This is a genomic window from Paenibacillus sp. 1781tsa1 (genome assembly GCF_024159265.1).
Lineage (GTDB): Bacteria > Bacillota > Bacilli > Paenibacillales > Paenibacillaceae > Paenibacillus.
Genome location: NZ_JAMYWY010000001.1, coordinates 5,323,524 through 5,343,457, shown reverse-complemented (window position 1 = coordinate 5,343,457; position 19,934 = coordinate 5,323,524). Strand labels below are relative to the sequence as shown.

Sequence of the window (19,934 nt, the reverse complement as noted above, 5' to 3'; positions counted from 1 at the left end):
CAGATGAAAAGGGTGCGTAAAGTTTGGATTTGCGGAGTACTGACATTATTAATGGTATTGGTCTCGGCCTGCGGTTCGAATTCTGGCAGCAATAAAACAACGTCTCCGGGATCGGATGGCGAGAGCGCTTCTGCTTCTGGAGGCTCCGGTCAGCCTCTTTATATCGGTCTTGTGAATCCGGTGACAACATTCGATGTCTTCAATCTGGATAATGCAGGTGTTTTCGTTAACTCGTTGATGAGCGATACGCTTGTTGCGATGAACAGCAAATATGGATTCGATCCGAAGCTTGCTGAATCAATCGAAACGACGGACAACCGGAACTTCACCATCAAGCTGAACAAGAATGCTAAGTGGAGTGACGGGGAATCGTTCACGGCGGACGACGTTGAGTTCACATTCCGGATGTTCACGGACGTTAACGTGAAGACACTCCTCAACATGACGTTTGTCACTGGACTGAACGAAGCCGGTAAGAGAGAGGAGGGGCAAACGGAGCTGGGATTTTATGAGAAGGTTGATGATTACACTTTTGTTATCAAAACGAAAAACCCGATGGAGACGAATCAATTCAAGAGTCAATTCGGCACGTACTTCCGCTTTTTGCCAGAGCATATGTTGAAAGATGTAGCCCCGGTGGACCTGAACAAAAATGAATTTATGATGAATCCTACGGTCACCAACGGGGCCTACAAGTTCGTCAAATTCGCCAAGGACCAGTACGTTCAGCTGACCGCGAACGAGCAATATTACGAAGGTGCGCCAAATATCAAGAATATTTACATCAAGATGATGCCGGCGACAAATCTGGCAGCGCAGCTCCAGACAGGGGACATACAGTTGACTTCTCCGGGTGTAGGTCTTATTCCAGTGCAGGATTTTGACAAGGTAGCCAATATGGCGAATGTGACTACGGGCTACGGCGATGCGAACAATCCGAACATTATGTTCATCAATTCGAAGAAGTTCCCGGATTCAAAAGTACGGCAAGCAATCGCTTATGCCATGAACCGCCAGCTTATTGTAGATCAATTGCTCAAAGGACAAGGCGAACTCGTGGATGGCATGCTCGGCCAAAACCACCCTTACTACAATAAGGAAATACCACTGTATGGCTACGATCCGGAGAAAGCGAAAGCACTGTTGGAGGAAGCGGGCTGGGACTTCAATCAGATGATTGAATTCGTCGTTCCGACAGGTAACAAGATCCGTGAACAAGCTTCTGACATCATTGCGGAGAATCTGAAAGCAGTCGGTCTGAAGGTACAAGTGACAAAGCTTGATTTTCCGACAACCTATCAAAGAGCACTTAAGCACGATTACGACTTGACGATAATTAATCTCGGATTCATTCTCGATCCGAACTCCGTGCTAGGGCTGTTCAAGACAGGAGTCAGCTTCAATATCGCAGACTATTCGAGCACCGAAGTCGACGAGCTGCTGGTCCAAGGAGCGGAGGAGCTGGAGCCATCCAAGCGTTTTGAGATTTATAAGCAGGTTCAGCAAATCCTGCACGACGATGTTCCGGTTATCGCTCTGTTCGCTGACAAGCAAATGTATGCTGCGGCCAAAAATCTAGACCTTGGCAAAGGCCTTGAGACCAGTACAGTCGGCCTGACGAACAATGTCGCCAAGTGGACGTTCAACCCATGATCGAATAACGACTAGCTTCGGTTCAGGGAGGAGCTGTAGATGCCAGGTTTGAAAAAGGAGAGACCACCTTTGCTAAGCGTAGAAAGTCTCAAGACGTATTATCCGATCCGGCAGGGCATTTTCTCTCAGGTCACAGAATACGTCAAGGCGGTCGACGGAGTCAGCTTCTCGATTCGCGAAGGAGAAACGCTCGGTCTCGTCGGAGAATCGGGCTGTGGTAAGTCGAGTGTCGGTCGCACGCTGCTTCAACTAGAGACTCCTTATGAAGGAAGGGTTCTCTATGCCGGCCGGGAATTGGCAGAACTTAGCAAGAGGGAACTTCGCCGAACCCGGGCGAGCATAGGGGTGATTTTCCAAGACCCATACTCCTCGCTTAACCCCCAGATGAGGATCAGTGATATTCTGGCAGAGCCTCTGCTAGCGCACCGACTCGAGAGTCGTTCGTCTGTTCGGGATCGGGTGGATATGCTGCTTGAAACAGTCGGAATTTCGAAAGAAGACAAAAGTCGTTATCCTTATGAATTTTCAGGAGGACAGCGACAGCGAATTGGCATAGCGAGAGCTTTGTCCCTAAACCCCAGGCTGATCGTGTGTGACGAGCCTGTTTCCGCTCTTGACGTCTCTATCCAGGCACAGATTCTGAATCTCCTGAAAAAGCTCCAGAAGGAGGAGGGTCTCGCTTATCTATTCATCGGACACGGTCTCGGCGCCGTCCGCTATATCAGTGATCGAATAGCGGTTATGTATCTGGGAAAGATCGTGGAGATTGCGAGCCGGGAGAAGCTGTTCAGGGTGCCGAAGCATCCCTATACGAACGCCTTGATTAGTGCAAATCCGGTAACAGATCCCAGGCTTCGTTCGCAGAAGCGGATTATCATCCAAGGGGATGTGCCAAATCCGGTTCGCCCGCCAGGTGGCTGTCGTTTCCATACGCGCTGTCCGATCGCCAAAGCAATCTGTCGCGAATTTGAGCCGGAGCTCAAAGGTCACGATCATGCCGTTGCCTGCTTCGCATTTGATTGACCGATAGCCGGTACTCAAAGTATTTGCTGCATCTGTTGCATCCTTTGCCTGTGAATAATGAAGATTAGCCAAAATGAAGGAGAGAGGTGTTTAGGATGAATGAGAAGATCATTGAAGAGGTTACTGCGTATATCGAAGGGAAGAGAGATTTATTTATTGATGTAAGTGACTCGATCTGGGGTTTCGCTGAGACGCGATTCGAAGAGTTTGAGTCAGCAGATTTGCTCTGCAAGGAACTGGAACGTGAAGGGTTTTCCGTTGAGAGAGGTGTTGCCGGACTCGCCACTGGCTTTATAGGCAGCTTCGGGAACGGTTCCCCGATCATTGCAATTCTTGGTGAGTTTGACGCCTTGGCCAGTCTTAGCCAGCAAGCGGGGGCAGCGGTATTCAATCCTGTTGTGCCAGGGACAAATGGACATGGATGCGGGCATAATTTGCTCGGAGCAGGATCTCTTGCGGCTGCCTTTGCGGTCAAGAATTATTTGCAGGAGCATCAAATCTCCGGCACGGTTCGCTACTATGGCTGTCCGGCTGAAGAGAGTGGATCCGGTAAAGCCTACATGGCCAGATCAGGCTTGTTTCAGGATGTCGACGTCGCTTTTTGCTGGCATCCTGCCACGATGAATGTTGTCATGCATATGTCCTCTCTTGCCAATCTACATGTGCACTTCAAATTCGCAGGCCGCAGTGCCCACGCGGCAGCCGCGCCCCATCTCGGACGAAGCGCGCTGGACGCGGTCGAGCTGATGAACGTGGGAGTGAACTACTTGCGTGAGCATATGATTTCGGATGCCCGAATCCACTATGCCGTGACGAATACAGGCGGCTTCGCACCCAATGTTGTTCAGGCGGAAGCAGAAGTGAATTATTTGGTTAGGGCGCCGAAGTCCTCCCAGGTGGCTGACCTGTTCGAACGGGTTCTCGATGTTGCTCGTGGAGCGGCTCTGATGACGGGAACCAAGATGTCATATCACTATGAAGGTGGAGCGTCCAATCTCATTCCGAATGCGACCCTGGAAGGCAAAATGCACGAGTTCCTTAGTGGGCTGGAGCTTCCCATTTATACGGAGGATGAATTGGCCTTTGCCCAAGAGATCTTTGCTGTGATCCCGGATGAGGATAAGGCGAGTGCATCGCGGCAAAATGGCAAGGGGGTTCATGACATGCTTTCGGCTCGCCCTCTTGCGAGCTTCGTTGCTCCACTTATGGAGACAATGCGCGTTATGCCGGCGTCGACGGACGTTGGAGACGTCAGTTGGAATGTGCCAACTGCGCAATGCGGCACGGCGACCTGGGCTTACGCGACGCCAATCCATGCCTGGCAGACCGTTGCGCAGGGCAAAAGCGGCTATGCCCACAAAGGCATGCTGCTCGCGGGGAAAGCGATGGCGTGTACTGCCATTGCAGCGCTGCTCGATCCTGTGCTCATCGAGATGGCAAAGGCTGAACTGACGGAAAGGCTGGACGGAGAGTCATACGTTAGTCCGTTCCCCGATGAGGTGATGCCTCCGAATCTTTCATTTTCTCAAAGTACTGGCGAAGCAGCAACTGAACAAACAACGATGAATGTGTAATTCCCATCCAAATGAATATAGAGAATGACAATGGCAGAGAAAGACCATCGAAGCAAAATAAAGCTTCGGGCACCGAAGGAGTAAGTCAGCGGCTGGCCAGCCGCTGGTTAAACCGAAGCTAAACGTACTGCCATCCGACGCAACTCTGGAGAGAGCGAATAATCCAACAGAGGGGTAACAACGGTCGGAGCTGCTGGACGCTGCGGAAAAAGTGCATGGAAAGTGAGAATATACTACAATAAACCTGAACATAGGCTTGATCAAGTGATGAGAACCAGTGCAGATGAAGTCAAAGGAAAAGAAAGTGGGTTTATTTCAATGTTTGATCCAACGGTGTATGACAATCTGAAAGTCGGGTTTGAGAATTATCTCTATGATATGGATAACCTGGATGAACGTGTTCAGATTACGGGGCGTAAAGATCAGCTGGAGATGGCTGTGATGTCCAGAGAGTTCACATTACAGTTCTGTCTCAGAGATCGTCCGGAAGTAACAGGAGAGGTCATATTAAGCAGTTCCCTTGAGGAGCTTGCAGCGGAGATACTGGAGACGCCTGGGGCACATCCGGGTTGCCGTTTGGAGATACGGTTTCGTATGGTTGTGAAGGAGCCTGAGACGCAGTGCCCGGTTATTCATTCGATTTTGCAGACGAGCTGGCCTGAGCAGAGGATGTGCCTGAACATCCGCTATATCTTTGATGAACAGCCGATCACATACAACGTCACGGCTCATGTATGTTTTGACCGCAGTGTGAATGAAGACCAGATGGGTGATATTCCTGAACTATGTGAGCATATGGTGAATGTGATGAATCAATTATTAAAGTTACATAACCAGTAATTCCAAGAAAGCCTTGTCTCTTTGAAGAGATTAGGTTTTTTTTATTTTTTTTTAAAAGTTTATGTAGGCTTTCAGGCTTAGGTTTAAGGCCTTTTAGGTTAATGTTTTACGCAAGCAAGTAAGAGAATGTATATTAAAGGGGGGTAAGAGTGCAATTGGACTATACAAAAATGGTGAAATTGCGAAAATAACATTGGGACTAAAGATTTAGTTCTGTACTAAAGGAACTAGTTTTCCTTGCCGATAAAATATCGAAGGGGAGAAACTACATGACAGAGAAATTAATTCGTCTGCTGCGTATACTTCAGGCTATACAAGCAAATCCTGGAATTTCGGCCAAGGAATTGGCACTGAAATGCGGTACGACTGTACGCACGATTTATCGTGATCTCCGGATTTTGGATAGGGTCGCCCCAATTATGAATGAAGGATACGGCAAAGGTTACCGATTTATTGGTGAGTTTGCGATGTATCCATTAGATTTTACTGAACAGGAAGCAATGGTTTTCTCCTTGCTCCCGTCCGTAGTTGATACCTCCAAGTTACCTGCTGAGTTTGATTCAGCTTTTGACAAGGTTATGTCGGCTCATACCAAACTAAAATCAAGAAACAGTGACATTGTAGAGAATATTGCGGGAATTATTCGGATGGGCACACCAGCTTATCGTGAGGAAGGAAAGGACCCTAATTTGCTGATTCCCATCATCGAAGCTATTCTAAGCCAGCAAACCATTCGTACTCAATATCATACGCTGACAAGAAATGAGATCACAGTTCGTGATATCGATCCCTATTATCTCATTCCACGTGATCAACGTTTTTATTTGATTGGATACTGTCATTTGCTGCAAAAAGTTCGATTGTTTCGAATTAGCCGTTTTTTGGATGTGACACGAACAAATACCGGTTTCGACATGGGTGATTTCAACATAACGCAGTATATGAAGAACACATGGTCTATTGACCGTGGCGACGAACATATCCATTTCAAGGTGAGATTCTCTGAGAAAGTGGCCCCCTACATAAAAGAAGAAGAAATGTTTGTTCGCCCGCGAATGACAAATATGTCGGATGGGGGATTGTTATTTGAAGTGACACTGAATAGCAGCAGAGAATTTTTGAAATGGTTGTATCAGTTTGGGCCTGAGGCTGAGGTACTTGAACCTCTTGAGTTTCGTCGAGAGATACGCAGGCAACTTGTGGAGTGGATGAAACATTATGAAACGGATGTACCAATGATAAAATTTTAATTATGGAGAAATACCGGAAAAGGAGCAGGTGATATGAGTACCAAATTATTCGCAGCTATGTATGGGATGGACCATTTCCATGGCGTGCAAGCTTTACATGTGGGGGATACCGTGTATCTCGTCAAAGATCCAGATAATCGTTTGGATCATCAAGCGATTAAGGTTGTTATTCCACCGATTGGAGCCGTAGGTTATATCGTTAATGATCCGCTTGTCGTACCTCATGGATGTTGGACCGGGACGGCATTCTACGATGTTTTTCATCAACTAACATGTGCCAAAGTACGATTCATGATGAGAGATATGGTTATTATGGAGTTAATTGAGCTGAGTCACATTCCTGTCCCGCAGATGGATTCTTTGATTACGGGATGGCAATTTCGTGAAAAAGCTTGATCATCCTAAAGAGCAGGGTTTACATGGGTCAAAAAGATCCTCTTAACAGAAGAAGGCTCATTTACGGATGAGCCTGGTATAGGTGGCTTCCAGATGCATGGCTGTTCTGGCCCAACTGAAATGTGCCCTTGCGCTGTCTCGGCCAGCCTTCCCTAACGTCTCGGCGAATGTGGGATTGCTTGCAAGTTTGTACAGGCAAGAGGCAAAACGTTGGGGACGCTTATAAGCGGTGACAAGGTATCCATTGATACCTGATTCAATAATCTCACGAATGCCTCCGTTATCCGAAGCAATGACGGGTAATCCTGAAGCCATCGCCTCAACATTAACCAGGCCAAAAGCTTCATGTTCTTGAGATGGACAGACCAGACAATCGACGGCCCGATACAACTGATCGATATGCTCATGGTTTATCTGACCACGGAAGGAAACATGGATTTTTTGTTTATGGGCAAGCTCGCGAAGTTTACGCATGTAATGCGGAGGGCCTTTGCCCGCGATTACCAGTTGGACAGGCATCTGTCGCTGAAGAAGGGCAGTCGCACGAATTAATACGTCTACGCCTTTTCCAGGGATGAGCCTTCCGACATACAGAATTGAGAATGGTTTAGTCACTCCAAATTGTGTACGCAGATGAATCTGTTCTTCGCTGGATTCAGCAGGTCTGAAGCGGCTTAGATCTGCACCCAATGGAACCACACTCATCCGGCGTTTTACCAACGGAAATCTGCGGCCAAGCCTTTGTCTCAGGGATTGGCTGTTGACGGCAATCCAATCCGCTTTTTTCATCAATATGAGTCTGGAAGTTCCAGGCTGAGCAAATGTTAACGAGTGAAGATAGAGTACAACGGGAGTGCGTGGAAAAGCTCGTTTGATGGTAGCCATACTTCGTGGCCTGTTGTCCACTTGAATTACATCGTAGGGTTGTTTGGATAACAGACGTATGACGGCTTTGGTGTACCTGAGAGGACTCGATGCAGGGACACGTTGAATGGTGATGCCATCGATCTGTTCTGTGGTAGCTAGACCTTCCATTTGACGAGTGATGATGGTCACCTGATGGCGGTGTGCAAGTTCACGGGCGATCCCCAGTATACAGATTTCCACGGAACCATTACCTGGTAAAGGTAATTTCTCGGGTGCAACCATAGCAATTTTCATTAACTAGCTCCTCCTTGTCCGACATCGGTAACAATCTTCGTCGTATATCTTATGAGAAGATGAGACGTTTGGCTCCTGCAAAAAGGTAGGTGAAACACCCATATGAGCGTGCAGGAATAATCTGCTGCATGGAATGAAGCGGAGATATCCGGCTTTTGTGATATACTGTACGGGAACAATTGAATTCGTTACATGTATAGAAGCAGGAGGAAAATAATGTTACATTCTATGCTGGGGCGCTTCCGGCTGATGTTGTGGTTGCAGGGCATTTCGTATGTGTTGTTACTGTTTGTTGCTTTTCCGTTGAGAGATGCCGGGGTTATGCCGCAGGCTGTCACATGGTTTGGAAATTTGTATGGTTTTTTATTTTTAATGTACTTGTTATTTATGGTGAGTATGTACACCTCACAGAAGTGGCGTTTGCGTCGTCCAATTGCTCTGTTCTTCGTTTCTTTCATTCCACTGGGGAATATGATCTACGATCTTGTCGTATTCCGTAAGTTGTACCGTCAACGAAATAAAGCTTGACTTTATTTAATGTTATGAAATATGATGGGTACAGGTTTAACAACCCGTTCCAACTAAAACTACATATTCCTGTTAAAGGGGAGTAGCTTTTACAGTAAAGTCGTCAATTCGGGATCGTATCCCCGGCTTTATTGGCAGCAAATTTGTTGTTAGCGAGACCTTTACCAAGTTTTCATGCTCGGTAAAGGTCTCTTTTTGTGGATATAAAAGGACCTTACCAGCGATGGTAAAGGTCCTTTTTTTTGTACATCATAAGGATATTAAGGAGGAGTCAACGTTGGAAGTTTCATTATTATTGGAATATGGGTGGGTGCTGGCTGTCTTAGTAGTTCTAGAAGGACTACTTGCAGCAGATAATGCGTTGGTACTTGCAATTATGGTTAAACATCTACCCGAAGAGAAACGCAAAAAAGCGTTGTTCTACGGTCTGATGGGTGCATTTGTTTTCCGTTTAGGTTCATTGTTCCTGATCTCATTCCTCGTCGATGTGTGGCAAGTACAAGCGATCGGTGCCTTGTATCTCCTGTACATTTCGATTAACCACATCGTTAAAAAGATACTGGGTAATCGGAATAAAACAGATGAAGCTGCTGATTCGACGCCAAAGAAACCGAAAAAACAATCTGGTTTCTGGATGACCGTATTCAAAGTCGAAGTAGCTGATATCGCATTCGCAGTCGATTCCATTCTGGCTGCAGTTGCCTTGGCTGTAGCGTTGCCACCAAGTGGATTGCCTGCAATTGGTGGACTTGACGGAGGACAGTTTATCGTAATCTTCCTCGGTGGATTCATCGGGCTTGTGATTATGCGTTTTGCAGCCTCATACTTTGTGAAATTGCTTCATTCCCGCCCAGGGCTTGAAGTTGCGGCTTTTGTGATTGTAGGTTGGGTAGGGGTTAAACTGGCAGTTATTACACTCGCACACCCTTCATTGGGTGTTCTGGATGAGCATTTCCCGGAAAATAAAATTTGGAAATTCGGATTCTATATTGTACTGATCACCATTGCGGTATGTGGTTGGTTCCTGTCTTCCAAAGTTCCTGAAAAAGAAGACGAAAATCCGGTTGAAGAGTTGGAAAAACAAGCAGGACTGTAATAATCATGTTACGCTAACAACATCATTATTATTAAGAAAAGAGGGGACTGTCCTAGGACGGTCCCCTCTTTTTGTTTACACATAAAAATCTGCACCATGGACCAATTTCCAAGAAAAGGGTTGACACATGAATTTCAGTCCCTTTATTATAAGACTTAACATTAACGAAGGGAGGCCGAGAGACATGATGTTTGCTTATGATCTGAATCAAACAGCGCGTAAGGTAGATACAACTGCATATCAGGCTCATCGTCTCATTGGCCTCATACGGTCGACATAGGGGATAGGCATATCGTTTAGCGGGTTTTATAATCGATATGCGTTCTCGCTTATATTATAGCGATGGATGACAGACACACAGCATGTTTAAGCTGTTCTGTTCTCCGTTATTGTCATTCAGTAGAAGTCATGGGCGACTAGCCTATGGCTTTTTTTAGTTTTATTTTATAGATGAATCAGCAAACCGAATTTGCTGAACGTACAGGAAGGATAATACACTTTTATGAATACAGACTTAAATTTATTTACTAATCAAAATGAAATCGCAGGTGGCTACCGCCATGAAGTGAAATTGCCTGCAGGCGACCTAACCGTATATGCAGCGCAACAACTCTTTTCCTCGCTCGATTACAAGGTATTCGAGATGGCGAACAATAATCTGCAGATTCCGGGAATCTCTTATATGAGTTACACGCCAGACGTACACGTCGGTGTAGGTACATGCATTGGAACGACAGCCGTGTGGGATGCACAGAGCGGATACGTTTCTCCCTCCATCGTTGGCAGTGACATTGGCTGTGGCATGCGAGTGCATATGACAAACTTGCACAAGGACGAATTGAAAGACATCAAGCTTCGCCGTAAACTCGTCAAAGCCATTGAGAAAGTATTGCCAATGGAGGCGAACCAACGAGGTCATTACTCGGATATAAGACTGGAGCATATTGTTCGTAAAGGGCTGCATGGTTTACCCAAAAAGTATATCCCTGACAGCTATACACCGAAAAAATCAACCTCGATGACCCATGTGGAAAGCAGCAAATTCAGTTACGATGAGGATGTGTTAAATCACGTTCCTGATATGACGTGGCATCGTTCGCATCGTCAGCTCGGTACACTGGGCGGAGGGAACCATTTTGCCGAGATCCAGGCGATTGAGATCGCTGAAGAGAATCGTGAAATCGCCGAAGCTTGGGGATTGTACGATGGACAAATCGTGGTCATGATTCATTCCGGCTCGCGTGCATGGGGCGGATATGTAAGTCAGACGAGTTCTTCAGCGATTGCCAAAGTCATGCAGCGCCTTAACCTGGGCACATCCGATCCAAGACTGGTATTTGCGCCGCTGGAGCATGCAGAAGGTCGTCATTATGTGAACATGATGTATTCTGCATTGAATTATGCGGTTGTCAATCGTCACCTGATTGCGTATGCTATTCGCGAAGCATTCCGGGATGTGTTTGGCCCCAAATGTGAATTTCGTACGTTATACGACCTGATGCACAACTACGCCTGGGAGGAATCCCATGCAGACCAAGATTCCGTTTTTGTACATCGAAAAGGAGCGACACGTGCGTTGCCGGCAGGTCACCAGGACAATCCCAAGCCTTATCTGGCAACTGGACATCCAGCGCTTATTCCCGGTTCGATGGGAACTGCTTCATATATCATGGTCGGTCAGCCACAGGGCGCTGATAATTATTATTCAATATGTCACGGCGCGGGTCGCATACGTTCACGAACAGCAACGAAACGATTGGTTACTGTAGAAGATTTTGCTACGGCTCTTGGCGTCGGCACAGAAGATGAGATCGTGGTAAACCAGCGCTCACTTGAATCCATTATTGATGAATCACCACAGGCTTATAAAAATGTAGATGAAATCATAGACAGTGTAACCGGCGCAGGCCTGGCTCAAGTTGTAGCCAAATGCAAACCGCTTGCTGCGGTAAAGGGAGCGAAATAATGACAATACACGAACAACAAGTAGATCCTACCCGGGCAATCTATAGCTACGACGAACAACATGATACCCGTATTCGAGTAGAAGGGTACGCCATCTATTCAAGGCTGATTCGTGGAATCAGTGAGGCACTCCATCAGCGATATGGGGTTGAATACAAGCTGTATGCCAGTTCTGACCCGAACAATGAATATTGGGAGTTACTCCGGGAAGACTTGCAAAATGGCAGTGCCGAAGTGGAATTGGTAGCCCGCATATTCGAGGATCTGGAGCTTCAGACGTTGCATTACGATGATGATGGTGATGTGCCTACTTATGGTGTGCATTACTCCATTCGCAACAACGTATTTGCCTATCCGAAATGGGGCGTTGCACTTGTGCGTGTTCCATTTTTCAGAGAGAACGGGATCTATAGCGAAGACTTCGTATTTGCTGTCGGGGACGAGGAGATGAAGCAATTTCTGGGAAGTGTCCGGGAACGTGAACGTCAGCAAAATATGAAAAAAGTGACGGTGTATACCGATGCCCGCAATGGCAGCGATCGTCATGTTGAATCCATTACTCGCTCCGTAGGAAGAGAGGATGTTGTTCTCTCGGCACAGATCAAGCAGGATATTTTCCGCTCGCTGGATCAGTTCTTCGAAGCGGATCGTTCCTTTTACAGAGATTATGATATCCCGTACAAACGGGGCATTCTATTGTATGGACACCCCGGAAACGGTAAGACCACATTGGTGAAATCCATTGCAGGAAGTATTCCGGGACCGGCTGCCTATTGGCAGATAACGGAGTATACCAACAGTGAATCAGTGCGTGAAGTGTTCGAAGCTGCCAAGCGGCTCGCACCGATGGTACTGATCATTGAGGACATCGATTCGATGCCGGATGAAGTCCGTTCCTTTTTCCTGAATACACTGGATGGAGCTACGTCCAAAGAAGGCATTTTCCTGATCGGTACAACGAATTATCCGGAGAAAATAGATCCTGGCCTTATGAACCGTGCTGGACGGTTTGACCGGGCTTACGAAATTCCGTTGCCAGATGAAGCGCTGCGCCTGCAATATTTACGCCAACGAGGCTTCACAGTATTCGCGGGTGAAGAGGGCACGATAGAAGCAGCTCGTTTGACCGACACGTTTTCTCTTGCACAGCTAGGTGAGTTGTATGTGAGCGCTGCGCTGGAATGGCATCAGAATGGACAGACAGACATTGTAAAAGTCATTCAGTCGATGCGTGGCGAGCTGGACAAGAGTCACAAACATACGTGGCTGGCGCAGCCAGGTAAGGGCCGTGCAGGCTTTTATTGATCAAATCTAACCCATCCATCCTATAATATGACGCAATTTTATAAATAATCCTACCTCAATTGGTGATACTAACCTTGTCTGCTCTAACATACAATGACTTTCGGGAGGTACATAACGCAGCCCTGAGCTGGTGAGATGCCGGAAAGTAACGCGATCTGTTTCCATACCTGACTATGGCTTGTTTTGCAGAGAAAGATGCATCGGGACAAAAGGTAATATGCAAAAATTTTTATGCCAATTGTTTAAATGCTTCTGTAGCGGTTAATAGTAGACAGACAACAACAAAAACTTTAATTAGAGGTGAATGATATGGGTTGGTTATGGTCATTAATTATCGGTGGTATCATTGGTTGGTTGGCAGGTTTGATCGTTGGTCGTGACATTCCAGGTGGTGTTATCGGTAACATCATTGCGGGTTTCATCGGTGGATGGTTAGGTGGAGTAATCTTGGGCGATATGGGTCCTGAGATGGGCGGATTCCACATTGTGCCTGCATTGATTGGTGCGATCGTTCTTGTAGCCATCGTAAGCTTGATCTTCCGTTCGATGGGACGTAGTCGCGGGTAACTTAATCAAGATAATTTCTTGAATTAGTTGTCAGCTATATGTATTACCAATGAAGAGGTTGATTGAGAGCCATAACCATGGCTTTCAATCAACCTCTTGTTGTTTTAGAATATATAAAGATATGCGTATTAAGCTATCTATATATATTGGACTAAACATTTACACAAGAACGTAGAGGACAGAAATAACCTGAAGAAGCAGAGCGTTCGCCTTTATCACCAGATTTTCTCCTTGTAAAGCCAAATATAAAAAATCTGGGGATAACAGCGATCAGAAGGTTGTTCTGTCATCGGAGTGGTAAGTGTAAAAGGTAGTTAGATAAGAGGGGATGAACGGAATGGAAAAAGCTACATTCGCTGGCGGATGTTTCTGGTGCATGGTTACACCGTTTGAAGAACAACCGGGCATTCATGGCATTATATCGGGTTATACTGGCGGTCACGTCGAGAATCCAACATATGAGCAGGTCAAAACAGGGGAGACCGGTCATGTCGAAGTGGTCGAAATTACATTTGATCCGGATGTATTTCCTTATGAACGACTGCTGGAGCTATACTGGCCTCAGATTGACCCGACAGATGACGGAGGACAGTTCCAGGATCGGGGAACACAGTATCGTACGGCAATCTTTGTGCATAATGAACGTCAACGTGAGCTTGCTGAACAGTCCAAGCAGGAACTTGCAGCCAGCGGACGATTCAGTCAACCGATTGTTACGGAAATTCGTGATGCAGCTGTGTTCTATCCGGCTGAAGACTATCACCAGGATTACCACAAGAAAAACGAGAAACATTATAAGGAAGACCGTGCATTATCCGGACGGGACGAATTTATAGACGAGAATTGGAAATAGGATGATTCTATCCTGCCAATGCAAAAAGCCGGGCGAGCTCCTTATGGAACTCGCCCGGCTTTTTGGCTGTATGGCGGCTGAAATCAGCCATAACGGTTATCTAATTGTTCGTTCCCACCAGTATTTCTACGTCAATGGTAATCTTCGACAAGGAAGCTTGAATGCCCATCCGGGATATTCCCGACAGATGCCAGGAAAGTGGTGTCATATGAACGAGTGAATCCAGCATGTTTGCGGTGACGGGCAGCGTGTAGGTCAGCGGAATGCTGGCGATGAGATGATGATGTTTGCGGAATCGGTCCAGCGTAAGTTCCCGGCCGTCTGCTCGATCAGGTCGATTCAGGAACAGCATTTCTCTCAGTTCAATTAAATATCGTTCACGGGGGATGACTTTGATGATCCATCCCCCGTCTTTCAGAATTCGTCCAAACTCTTCATAGTTGGAAGGAGAAAGTATATTCAGGATGATGTCCAGCTGACCTTCTGCAAACGGACTGCATGCCAGATCACCGACAAACCAAATTTGCTGGTTGTAGGCAGAGGAAGCCATGGCAATGCCTTCTTTGGCAATGTCGATGCCCCAGCCAACGGCTGGAGTATTCTGCGTAATCTGCTGCAGAAATGTTCCCTCTCCTGTGCCTGCATCCAGAATATGCACGGGACAGCTGATGTCAACGGAATAACGTGCAATCCACCTGCGTAGTACTTCGGTCAAAGGAGCATAAATACCGGTTTCCGATAAGATATTCCTTTTGGCTGTAAATAAACGTTTGTCATAGTTGCCCTTGAAAAAACGTGTCATGAAATTGATATAGCCTTGTCTTGCAAGATCAAAGCTATGCCTGGACACACATTGAATGCTCCCTGAGTTAATGGTTGCCATAGGGCTATGACAAATGGGACAGTTCAACATATGGATGTATAGATTAATAAACGCAGCGCTACGTTCTCTGCGATGGACTGACATGGAAAAACACCCCATTCATTCAGATTTGGATAACTGAAGAAAAGGGCATAACAAATAAACCTCTGCACAAAATTCAAAAAAAGAGGTTTATGGCTATGCCCCAAGTTATCTGTATCGAATGAACTGAATAATCATAGGAAGGTTAAGCTCCTTTGGCCTATCAAGATTAGGGTGAAGCAAGAGAACGTTACCAGTATAACAGGATGAGAAGAAATGACAAGTAAGGGGAGCCAGGCTGATTTGAAATAAAAGAGCGCCCTGTCAACCGTTTAGGCGGTCATACAGAAGCGCTCTGTTCATTATTTTGCAGCAACCTTTAATGCATATTTGGACAATGTCTCATCTTTTATCGAATAGATGACATCATCCACATAGGTAGAGATACCTTCTAATGAAGGAACGGAGGCACTGGTCGTGTAGATATGCACGTCTTCCAGTGTCTGCGGATCAAGAATGTATCCTTTTTTGGCAAAATCAAGTTGGTACTGACCATCCTGTGTCTGGTCGACATGCATCAATGCAGGCTGTGCGTCCTTGAATGTACGCTCGGTTACTTTGCCTTTCATCGTGTACAATTCCAGCTTCTGCCCTGTAAAGACGGTATAACCGTTGCCAGCTGTCTGAATGTAGGCATCCCCAGCAATGGCACGGCCCCAAGCAAGCTTGCCATCGATGCCAAAGCCGATCAAACGGTTACCCGTGTTCTCAAAATTGGCACGCATAATAATGGAACCATCGTCCAGAATGGCCAGCGATTCACCACCGCCATCTCCGAGTGTATTTGCATTGGCAGGGAATTGGTAGAAGGACAGACGATTCAATGTACGATCATAGATCTCCACTTTGGGATTCGTAGCTTGCTGCCAGAAGTTGCCTACCTTGGTTTGTTTGCTGGCATCCACTACAATTCGACCATGATCAGCCTTGAGCACGTTGCCGTTAATGGTCTTTTCGGTAATCAATTTGCCCTTTTTGTCATATAACGAGATGGCTGAGCGAACGGAACCATTCGATTGCACGCCCTGACTTGAAGCAACCATCAGCGTATCATTATCCAATAGGGATATGCTAGCAGGTGAGTTCACGGATTTGATCCAGTTGGTCTTACCGGATGTATTGAATGAGTACAACTTTTTGGTTTTGTCCGAATATTCCATATACACATAAGCTGTACCGTTGCTGGCATATACCGAATCAGAGTAGGTGGTATAAGGACCACTTTTCTCATGGAATATCGTATTCCACTTTAATTGTCCAGTTGTAGCATCGAATGCTTGGAGAGAGTCCAGTTGCCAGTCCAATGTTGTTTTGCTGCTTGTTTTCGTTACGGGCTGGGAGGCATGCACATATACAAGATTTTTGGATGGTACGGCATGGATTGCCTTGATCAGGACATCTTTCTCTGTATTGGCCTCAGATAACATCAGGGAAGATGATGTCCACGCCGGTTTGGGCATGGATTCGGTTGAGGCAGCGGCGTAACCTGTTGTATTCATGGTGAAGAGGAGCATGCCGCTAAAAATGAGGGCAGCCCATGTTTTGGACTTGTGTTTGGTCAATGTATGCAAGTGATAAACCACCTTTCTTCTTCGGTTCAAAAGAGAACCGATTGTTGAATTTTACCATTGATGTCACATTGAATTCAACCGAACGCACTGTAACCTTTTATCATTGGTTTGTCGGAATAACTATGTTTGGAGAAGTGTTGAGGTTACAGGGAATTCATCTTCTTTCGATGAAGGTGGAAGTCTGATATATTTAGTGCGGTGATAAGCCATATCTGCGTAAGATGTTGGATAGAACATAGGTAAAAGAACAAGGAGAAGAGCTATGAACTGGAGTGAAAATATGACCCTATGGGTCATAGGAATTATTGTCATATTACTACTGCTGGCCTGGATTATTCGGCGTGTTATCGGGCGCGGGCAGCGGATACGAAGTGAAGCCAATCCCAGGAAGATTACGATAAAGGACATCGACAAGATGGAGGATGGTTCGGAATTTGAATTATATCTCTATCATCTATTCGAAGAACTCGGGTACGATGAGGTTCATAAGACAACGAGCAGCCGGGATTTTGGGGCAGATCTGGTGTTTGTTGATAGACTCGGCAGACGAAGTGTTATACAAGCGAAGCGATATGGTGCGAACCATCCGGTAGGTTTGAGTGCAGTGCAGGAGATCTATACATCCATGCGTTATTATGAAGCCGACCGGTCAATTGTCTTAACGTCGGCCCGTTACACCGAAGCTTGCCGGACGCTTGCAGCAGTCAATGGAGTGAAGCTGCTTGACCGGGAAGACCTGATGGAATTAATCCTTTTATTCAAGGCGAGAAGAGTGGAAGAAGCATTGGAACTGATCGAAGAAGATGATCATGAACCAATCGAGACGTGGCAGTCCCGGCGAAAGCGGCAATCCCGCTAGGTTGCTTTGTATGACTACGACAGATGCAGATTGTAAAACGATAATAACCAATCGCTAGTTAGATACAGGCGACTGGTTATTTTTCTAGGTAGGTATTTCGAGCTCCGTTTGTTCATCACTTAGTTGTAGCATTTTGAATATTTGATTCAACCCCTCTGGTATCGACAATGTTCACCTCAAGGCCGTGACATTTAAAATTGTGGTTAGGATTTTTCCTAACCTCATCTTTTTGAAGTTCATACATAGCTAATTTATAATTTATTTCTTCCATATGTTTCAAACTTTCTTCGATTTTCTTTTGTAATTCATTTTTATGTTTCTTTAACATTTCCTCTCTTTCTAAATAGGTGGAGTTCCCCATCTCATAGGATTCCTTGTAGTCTTTAATTTTAGAAAGCGGCATTCCTGTTTCTTTGAGACAAAGAATAAAAGAAATCCAATCGATTTGTTGTTCGGTATAAACTCTATTCCCTTTTTCGTCGCGTGAAATATTCGGTAATATCCCTTGCTCTTCATAAAATCGAAGTGTCTTTGCAGTTATATTATAATTCTCCACCACATATTTCATTGAAAAAAACATCTGATCGCCTCCATGGTTACAGTTACTGTAACTATTATTTTATCACATAGATTATTATTAAAAGTAAATCGTTTTAAAATACGTGTCAATTCCTACTTTACTTCCCCTTAGGTTAACCTGATATTCTTGTGTAGAACTTGTAATTGGGATGGATGAGATAAGGTTATCTTCATCTGTTCCATGAATAAGCACTTAGAAATCAAAATATGAAGGAGAACGTACAATGAGTAAATTTAATAACCTGTTTGAACCTTTTACATTCAATAAAGGGATTACCTTAAAGAATCGAGTGGTTATGTCTCCGATGACGACATGGTCAAGTAATGATGATTACACGATTTCCGATGAGGAAGTTGCATATTATAAAAAAAGAGTGAATGGTGTAGGTTTAGTTATCACCGGCTGTACTCCTGTCCTACCCAATGGTATTGGATTTACACATGAATTTGCCGGATATAATGATTCATTTATCCCTAGTCTAAAAAAATTAGCAGATGCTGCTAAGAGTGGAGGAGCTCCAGCAATTCTCCAATTGTTCCATGCTGGAGATAAAGCGATTGCTGAATTAGTTCCTAATGGTGATGTGGTAAGTCCGAGCGGTGTTGCTCTGACTGAAGCTGTATCCCCTAGAGAGCTTAATCATGAAGAAATTCTGGAAATTATTCATGCGTTCGGCGAAACTACAAGACGTGCAATTGAAGCTGGTTTTGATGGTGTTGAACTCCATGGAGCCCACGGTTTTTTACTTCAAAGCTTTTTATCTCCATTCTTCAACAAACGTCAAGACCAGTGGGGGGGATCACTGGAAAGACGTCTGAGTTTTCCACTTGCTGTTATTCGAGAGGTTAAAAGAGCTATTGAAAAATATTCGACAAAACCTTTTATTTTGGGTTACCGCATTTCCCCAGAAGAACATCAACAAGATGCCCTTAGAATGAAAGATACCTACGCACTGATTGATAAACTGATTGAAGAAAATGTTGATTATGTTCATGGTTCCTTGGTACAAGCCCTTACGTCAAAACCAAAATATAACCAAGATAACAAAAAAACGTATCTTGAACTGATTGTTGAACATGCCAACAATCGAATTTCAGTAATTGCAGCCGGTTCCTTGGAGAGCCCAGAGGATGTCTCTGAAAGCTTGGAGAAAGGACTTTCGTTAGCGGTAGTTGGACGTGTATTAATCTCCGATCCAGAGTGGATTGAAAAAGTTCAACAAGGAAGAGAGTCGGAAATTCAAAGCGTGATTAAATCATCTAACGTTAAAGATCTTGTGTTGCCAGCGAAACTATGGGGTGTCATACAAAATGCAGGTCCATGGTTTAAACTTGAACAATAAAGAAGATGAAAGTTCAAAACAAGGTCGCTGATAATAGCGGCCTTATTTGATTTCAAGAACAGTTGTATTAATTTATCCGCTTCAACAAAAAAGCTTCACCTTCACTTGCGTAGCTGCACATGATATATTGAGAGTATATCAACCAAAGGAGTGTGTAACTCATTATGGCACGTACACAAACACAAAAAGCATTACGCAAAGCAGAGCGGTCAGGCAAGTGGTGCTCGGAACAGAGCCGAAGAGTTAACGGAGATTATGGTGCGTTATCCCAGCATGTACGGCTCATGCCTACGAAGCAGGAAAAATTGCAAAAGGTCAAACACAAGAAGCAGATCAGCCAGGATGGTGGTGCTTCTTTTTATTTTGTCCATAAGGACCGGATTGCTGGATAAGTAAGACATTGAATT

The 19,934-nt window shown here is 45.3% G+C and carries 19 protein-coding genes; 15 read left to right on the top strand and 4 right to left on the bottom strand.

Features of this window, described 5'->3' with window-relative positions:
• Positions 1-3 precede the first annotated feature (3 nt).
• From NKT06_RS24085 to NKT06_RS24060, 6 genes are all read left to right on the top strand, one after another.
• A complete protein-coding gene (locus NKT06_RS24085; RefSeq protein ID WP_253440051.1) occupies positions 4-1,653 on the top strand; it encodes an ABC transporter substrate-binding protein in 1,650 nt (549 codons plus the stop codon).
• 39 nt (positions 1,654-1,692) lie between these two features.
• Entirely contained in the window at positions 1,693-2,676 is a 984-nt protein-coding gene (locus NKT06_RS24080; protein ID WP_253440049.1) for an ABC transporter ATP-binding protein, read from the top strand.
• Between the two features lie 95 nt (positions 2,677-2,771).
• The gene (locus tag NKT06_RS24075) at positions 2,772-4,250 is read left to right on the top strand and encodes a M20 family metallopeptidase (protein ID WP_253440045.1); all 1,479 of its coding nucleotides are present in this window, start codon (positions 2,772-2,774) and stop codon (positions 4,248-4,250) included.
• A gap of 267 nt (positions 4,251-4,517) precedes the next feature.
• The gene (locus tag NKT06_RS24070; RefSeq protein ID WP_253440043.1) at positions 4,518-5,090 is read left to right on the top strand and encodes a hypothetical protein; all 573 of its coding nucleotides are present in this window, start codon (positions 4,518-4,520) and stop codon (positions 5,088-5,090) included.
• A gap of 269 nt (positions 5,091-5,359) precedes the next feature.
• Positions 5,360-6,340, top strand: a complete 981-nt coding sequence (locus NKT06_RS24065) for a helix-turn-helix transcriptional regulator (RefSeq protein ID WP_253440041.1) — start codon at positions 5,360-5,362, stop codon at positions 6,338-6,340.
• Between the two features lie 33 nt (positions 6,341-6,373).
• On the top strand, positions 6,374-6,736 hold the full coding sequence (locus NKT06_RS24060; RefSeq protein ID WP_253440038.1) for an HIRAN domain-containing protein: 363 nt from the start codon (positions 6,374-6,376) through the stop codon (positions 6,734-6,736).
• A 57-nt stretch (positions 6,737-6,793) separates the two neighbouring features.
• Here the strand turns inward: NKT06_RS24060 and NKT06_RS24055 are convergent, their stop codons facing one another.
• Positions 6,794-7,897 carry a glycosyltransferase family 4 protein gene (locus NKT06_RS24055; protein ID WP_253440035.1) on the bottom strand — a complete coding sequence of 368 codons (1,104 nt, stop codon included), beginning with the start codon at positions 7,895-7,897 and terminating at the stop codon, positions 6,794-6,796.
• Positions 7,898-8,113: 216 nt separating this feature from the next.
• Here NKT06_RS24055 and NKT06_RS24050 point away from each other — a divergent pair, with 216 nt between their 5' ends.
• The 6 genes from NKT06_RS24050 (at position 8,114) to msrA (ending at position 14,211) form a co-directional block, all read left to right on the top strand.
• Positions 8,114-8,425, top strand: coding sequence for a DUF3817 domain-containing protein (locus tag NKT06_RS24050; RefSeq protein ID WP_253440032.1), 312 nt, complete (start codon positions 8,114-8,116; stop codon positions 8,423-8,425).
• Between the two features lie 277 nt (positions 8,426-8,702).
• Complete coding sequence (locus NKT06_RS24045) at positions 8,703-9,521, top strand: TerC family protein (RefSeq protein WP_253440029.1); 819 nt, start codon at positions 8,703-8,705, stop codon at positions 9,519-9,521.
• A gap of 502 nt (positions 9,522-10,023) precedes the next feature.
• The gene (locus NKT06_RS24040) at positions 10,024-11,487 is read left to right on the top strand and encodes an RtcB family protein (RefSeq protein WP_253440026.1); all 1,464 of its coding nucleotides are present in this window, start codon (positions 10,024-10,026) and stop codon (positions 11,485-11,487) included.
• Complete coding sequence (locus NKT06_RS24035) at positions 11,487-12,791, top strand: ATP-binding protein (RefSeq protein WP_253440023.1); 1,305 nt, start codon at positions 11,487-11,489, stop codon at positions 12,789-12,791. Before NKT06_RS24040 ends, NKT06_RS24035 begins: the two co-directional genes overlap by 1 nt.
• Positions 12,792-13,100: 309 nt before the next feature.
• The gene (locus tag NKT06_RS24030; RefSeq protein ID WP_062835823.1) at positions 13,101-13,358 is read left to right on the top strand and encodes a GlsB/YeaQ/YmgE family stress response membrane protein; all 258 of its coding nucleotides are present in this window, start codon (positions 13,101-13,103) and stop codon (positions 13,356-13,358) included.
• A gap of 337 nt (positions 13,359-13,695) precedes the next feature.
• Positions 13,696-14,211, top strand: coding sequence for a peptide-methionine (S)-S-oxide reductase MsrA (msrA, locus tag NKT06_RS24025; protein ID WP_253440020.1), 516 nt, complete (start codon positions 13,696-13,698; stop codon positions 14,209-14,211).
• Between the two features lie 100 nt (positions 14,212-14,311).
• Here msrA and NKT06_RS24020 read toward each other — a convergent pair whose 3' ends face one another.
• The gene (locus NKT06_RS24020) at positions 14,312-15,124 is read right to left on the bottom strand and encodes a putative RNA methyltransferase (RefSeq protein ID WP_367399903.1); all 813 of its coding nucleotides are present in this window, start codon (positions 15,122-15,124) and stop codon (positions 14,312-14,314) included.
• Positions 15,125-15,477: 353 nt separating this feature from the next.
• Positions 15,478-16,746, bottom strand: a complete 1,269-nt coding sequence (locus tag NKT06_RS24015) for a hypothetical protein (RefSeq protein WP_253440014.1) — start codon at positions 16,744-16,746, stop codon at positions 15,478-15,480.
• 262 nt (positions 16,747-17,008) lie between these two features.
• On the opposite strand from NKT06_RS24015, the gene NKT06_RS24010 reads away from it, so the two are divergent.
• On the top strand, positions 17,009-17,605 hold the full coding sequence (locus tag NKT06_RS24010) for a restriction endonuclease (RefSeq protein WP_253440012.1): 597 nt from the start codon (positions 17,009-17,011) through the stop codon (positions 17,603-17,605).
• A gap of 115 nt (positions 17,606-17,720) precedes the next feature.
• Here the strand turns inward: NKT06_RS24010 and NKT06_RS24005 are convergent, their stop codons facing one another.
• Positions 17,721-18,185 carry a MerR family transcriptional regulator gene (locus NKT06_RS24005; protein ID WP_253440008.1) on the bottom strand — a complete coding sequence of 155 codons (465 nt, stop codon included), beginning with the start codon at positions 18,183-18,185 and terminating at the stop codon, positions 17,721-17,723.
• Between the two features lie 223 nt (positions 18,186-18,408).
• On the opposite strand from NKT06_RS24005, the gene NKT06_RS24000 reads away from it, so the two are divergent.
• Together NKT06_RS24000 and NKT06_RS23995 are read left to right on the top strand one after the other, a co-directional pair.
• On the top strand, positions 18,409-19,527 hold the full coding sequence (locus tag NKT06_RS24000; RefSeq protein WP_253440006.1) for an NADH-dependent flavin oxidoreductase: 1,119 nt from the start codon (positions 18,409-18,411) through the stop codon (positions 19,525-19,527).
• A 164-nt stretch (positions 19,528-19,691) separates the two neighbouring features.
• Positions 19,692-19,919 carry a hypothetical protein gene (locus tag NKT06_RS23995; protein ID WP_253440004.1) on the top strand — a complete coding sequence of 76 codons (228 nt, stop codon included), beginning with the start codon at positions 19,692-19,694 and terminating at the stop codon, positions 19,917-19,919.
• Positions 19,920-19,934: the final 15 nt, after the last annotated feature.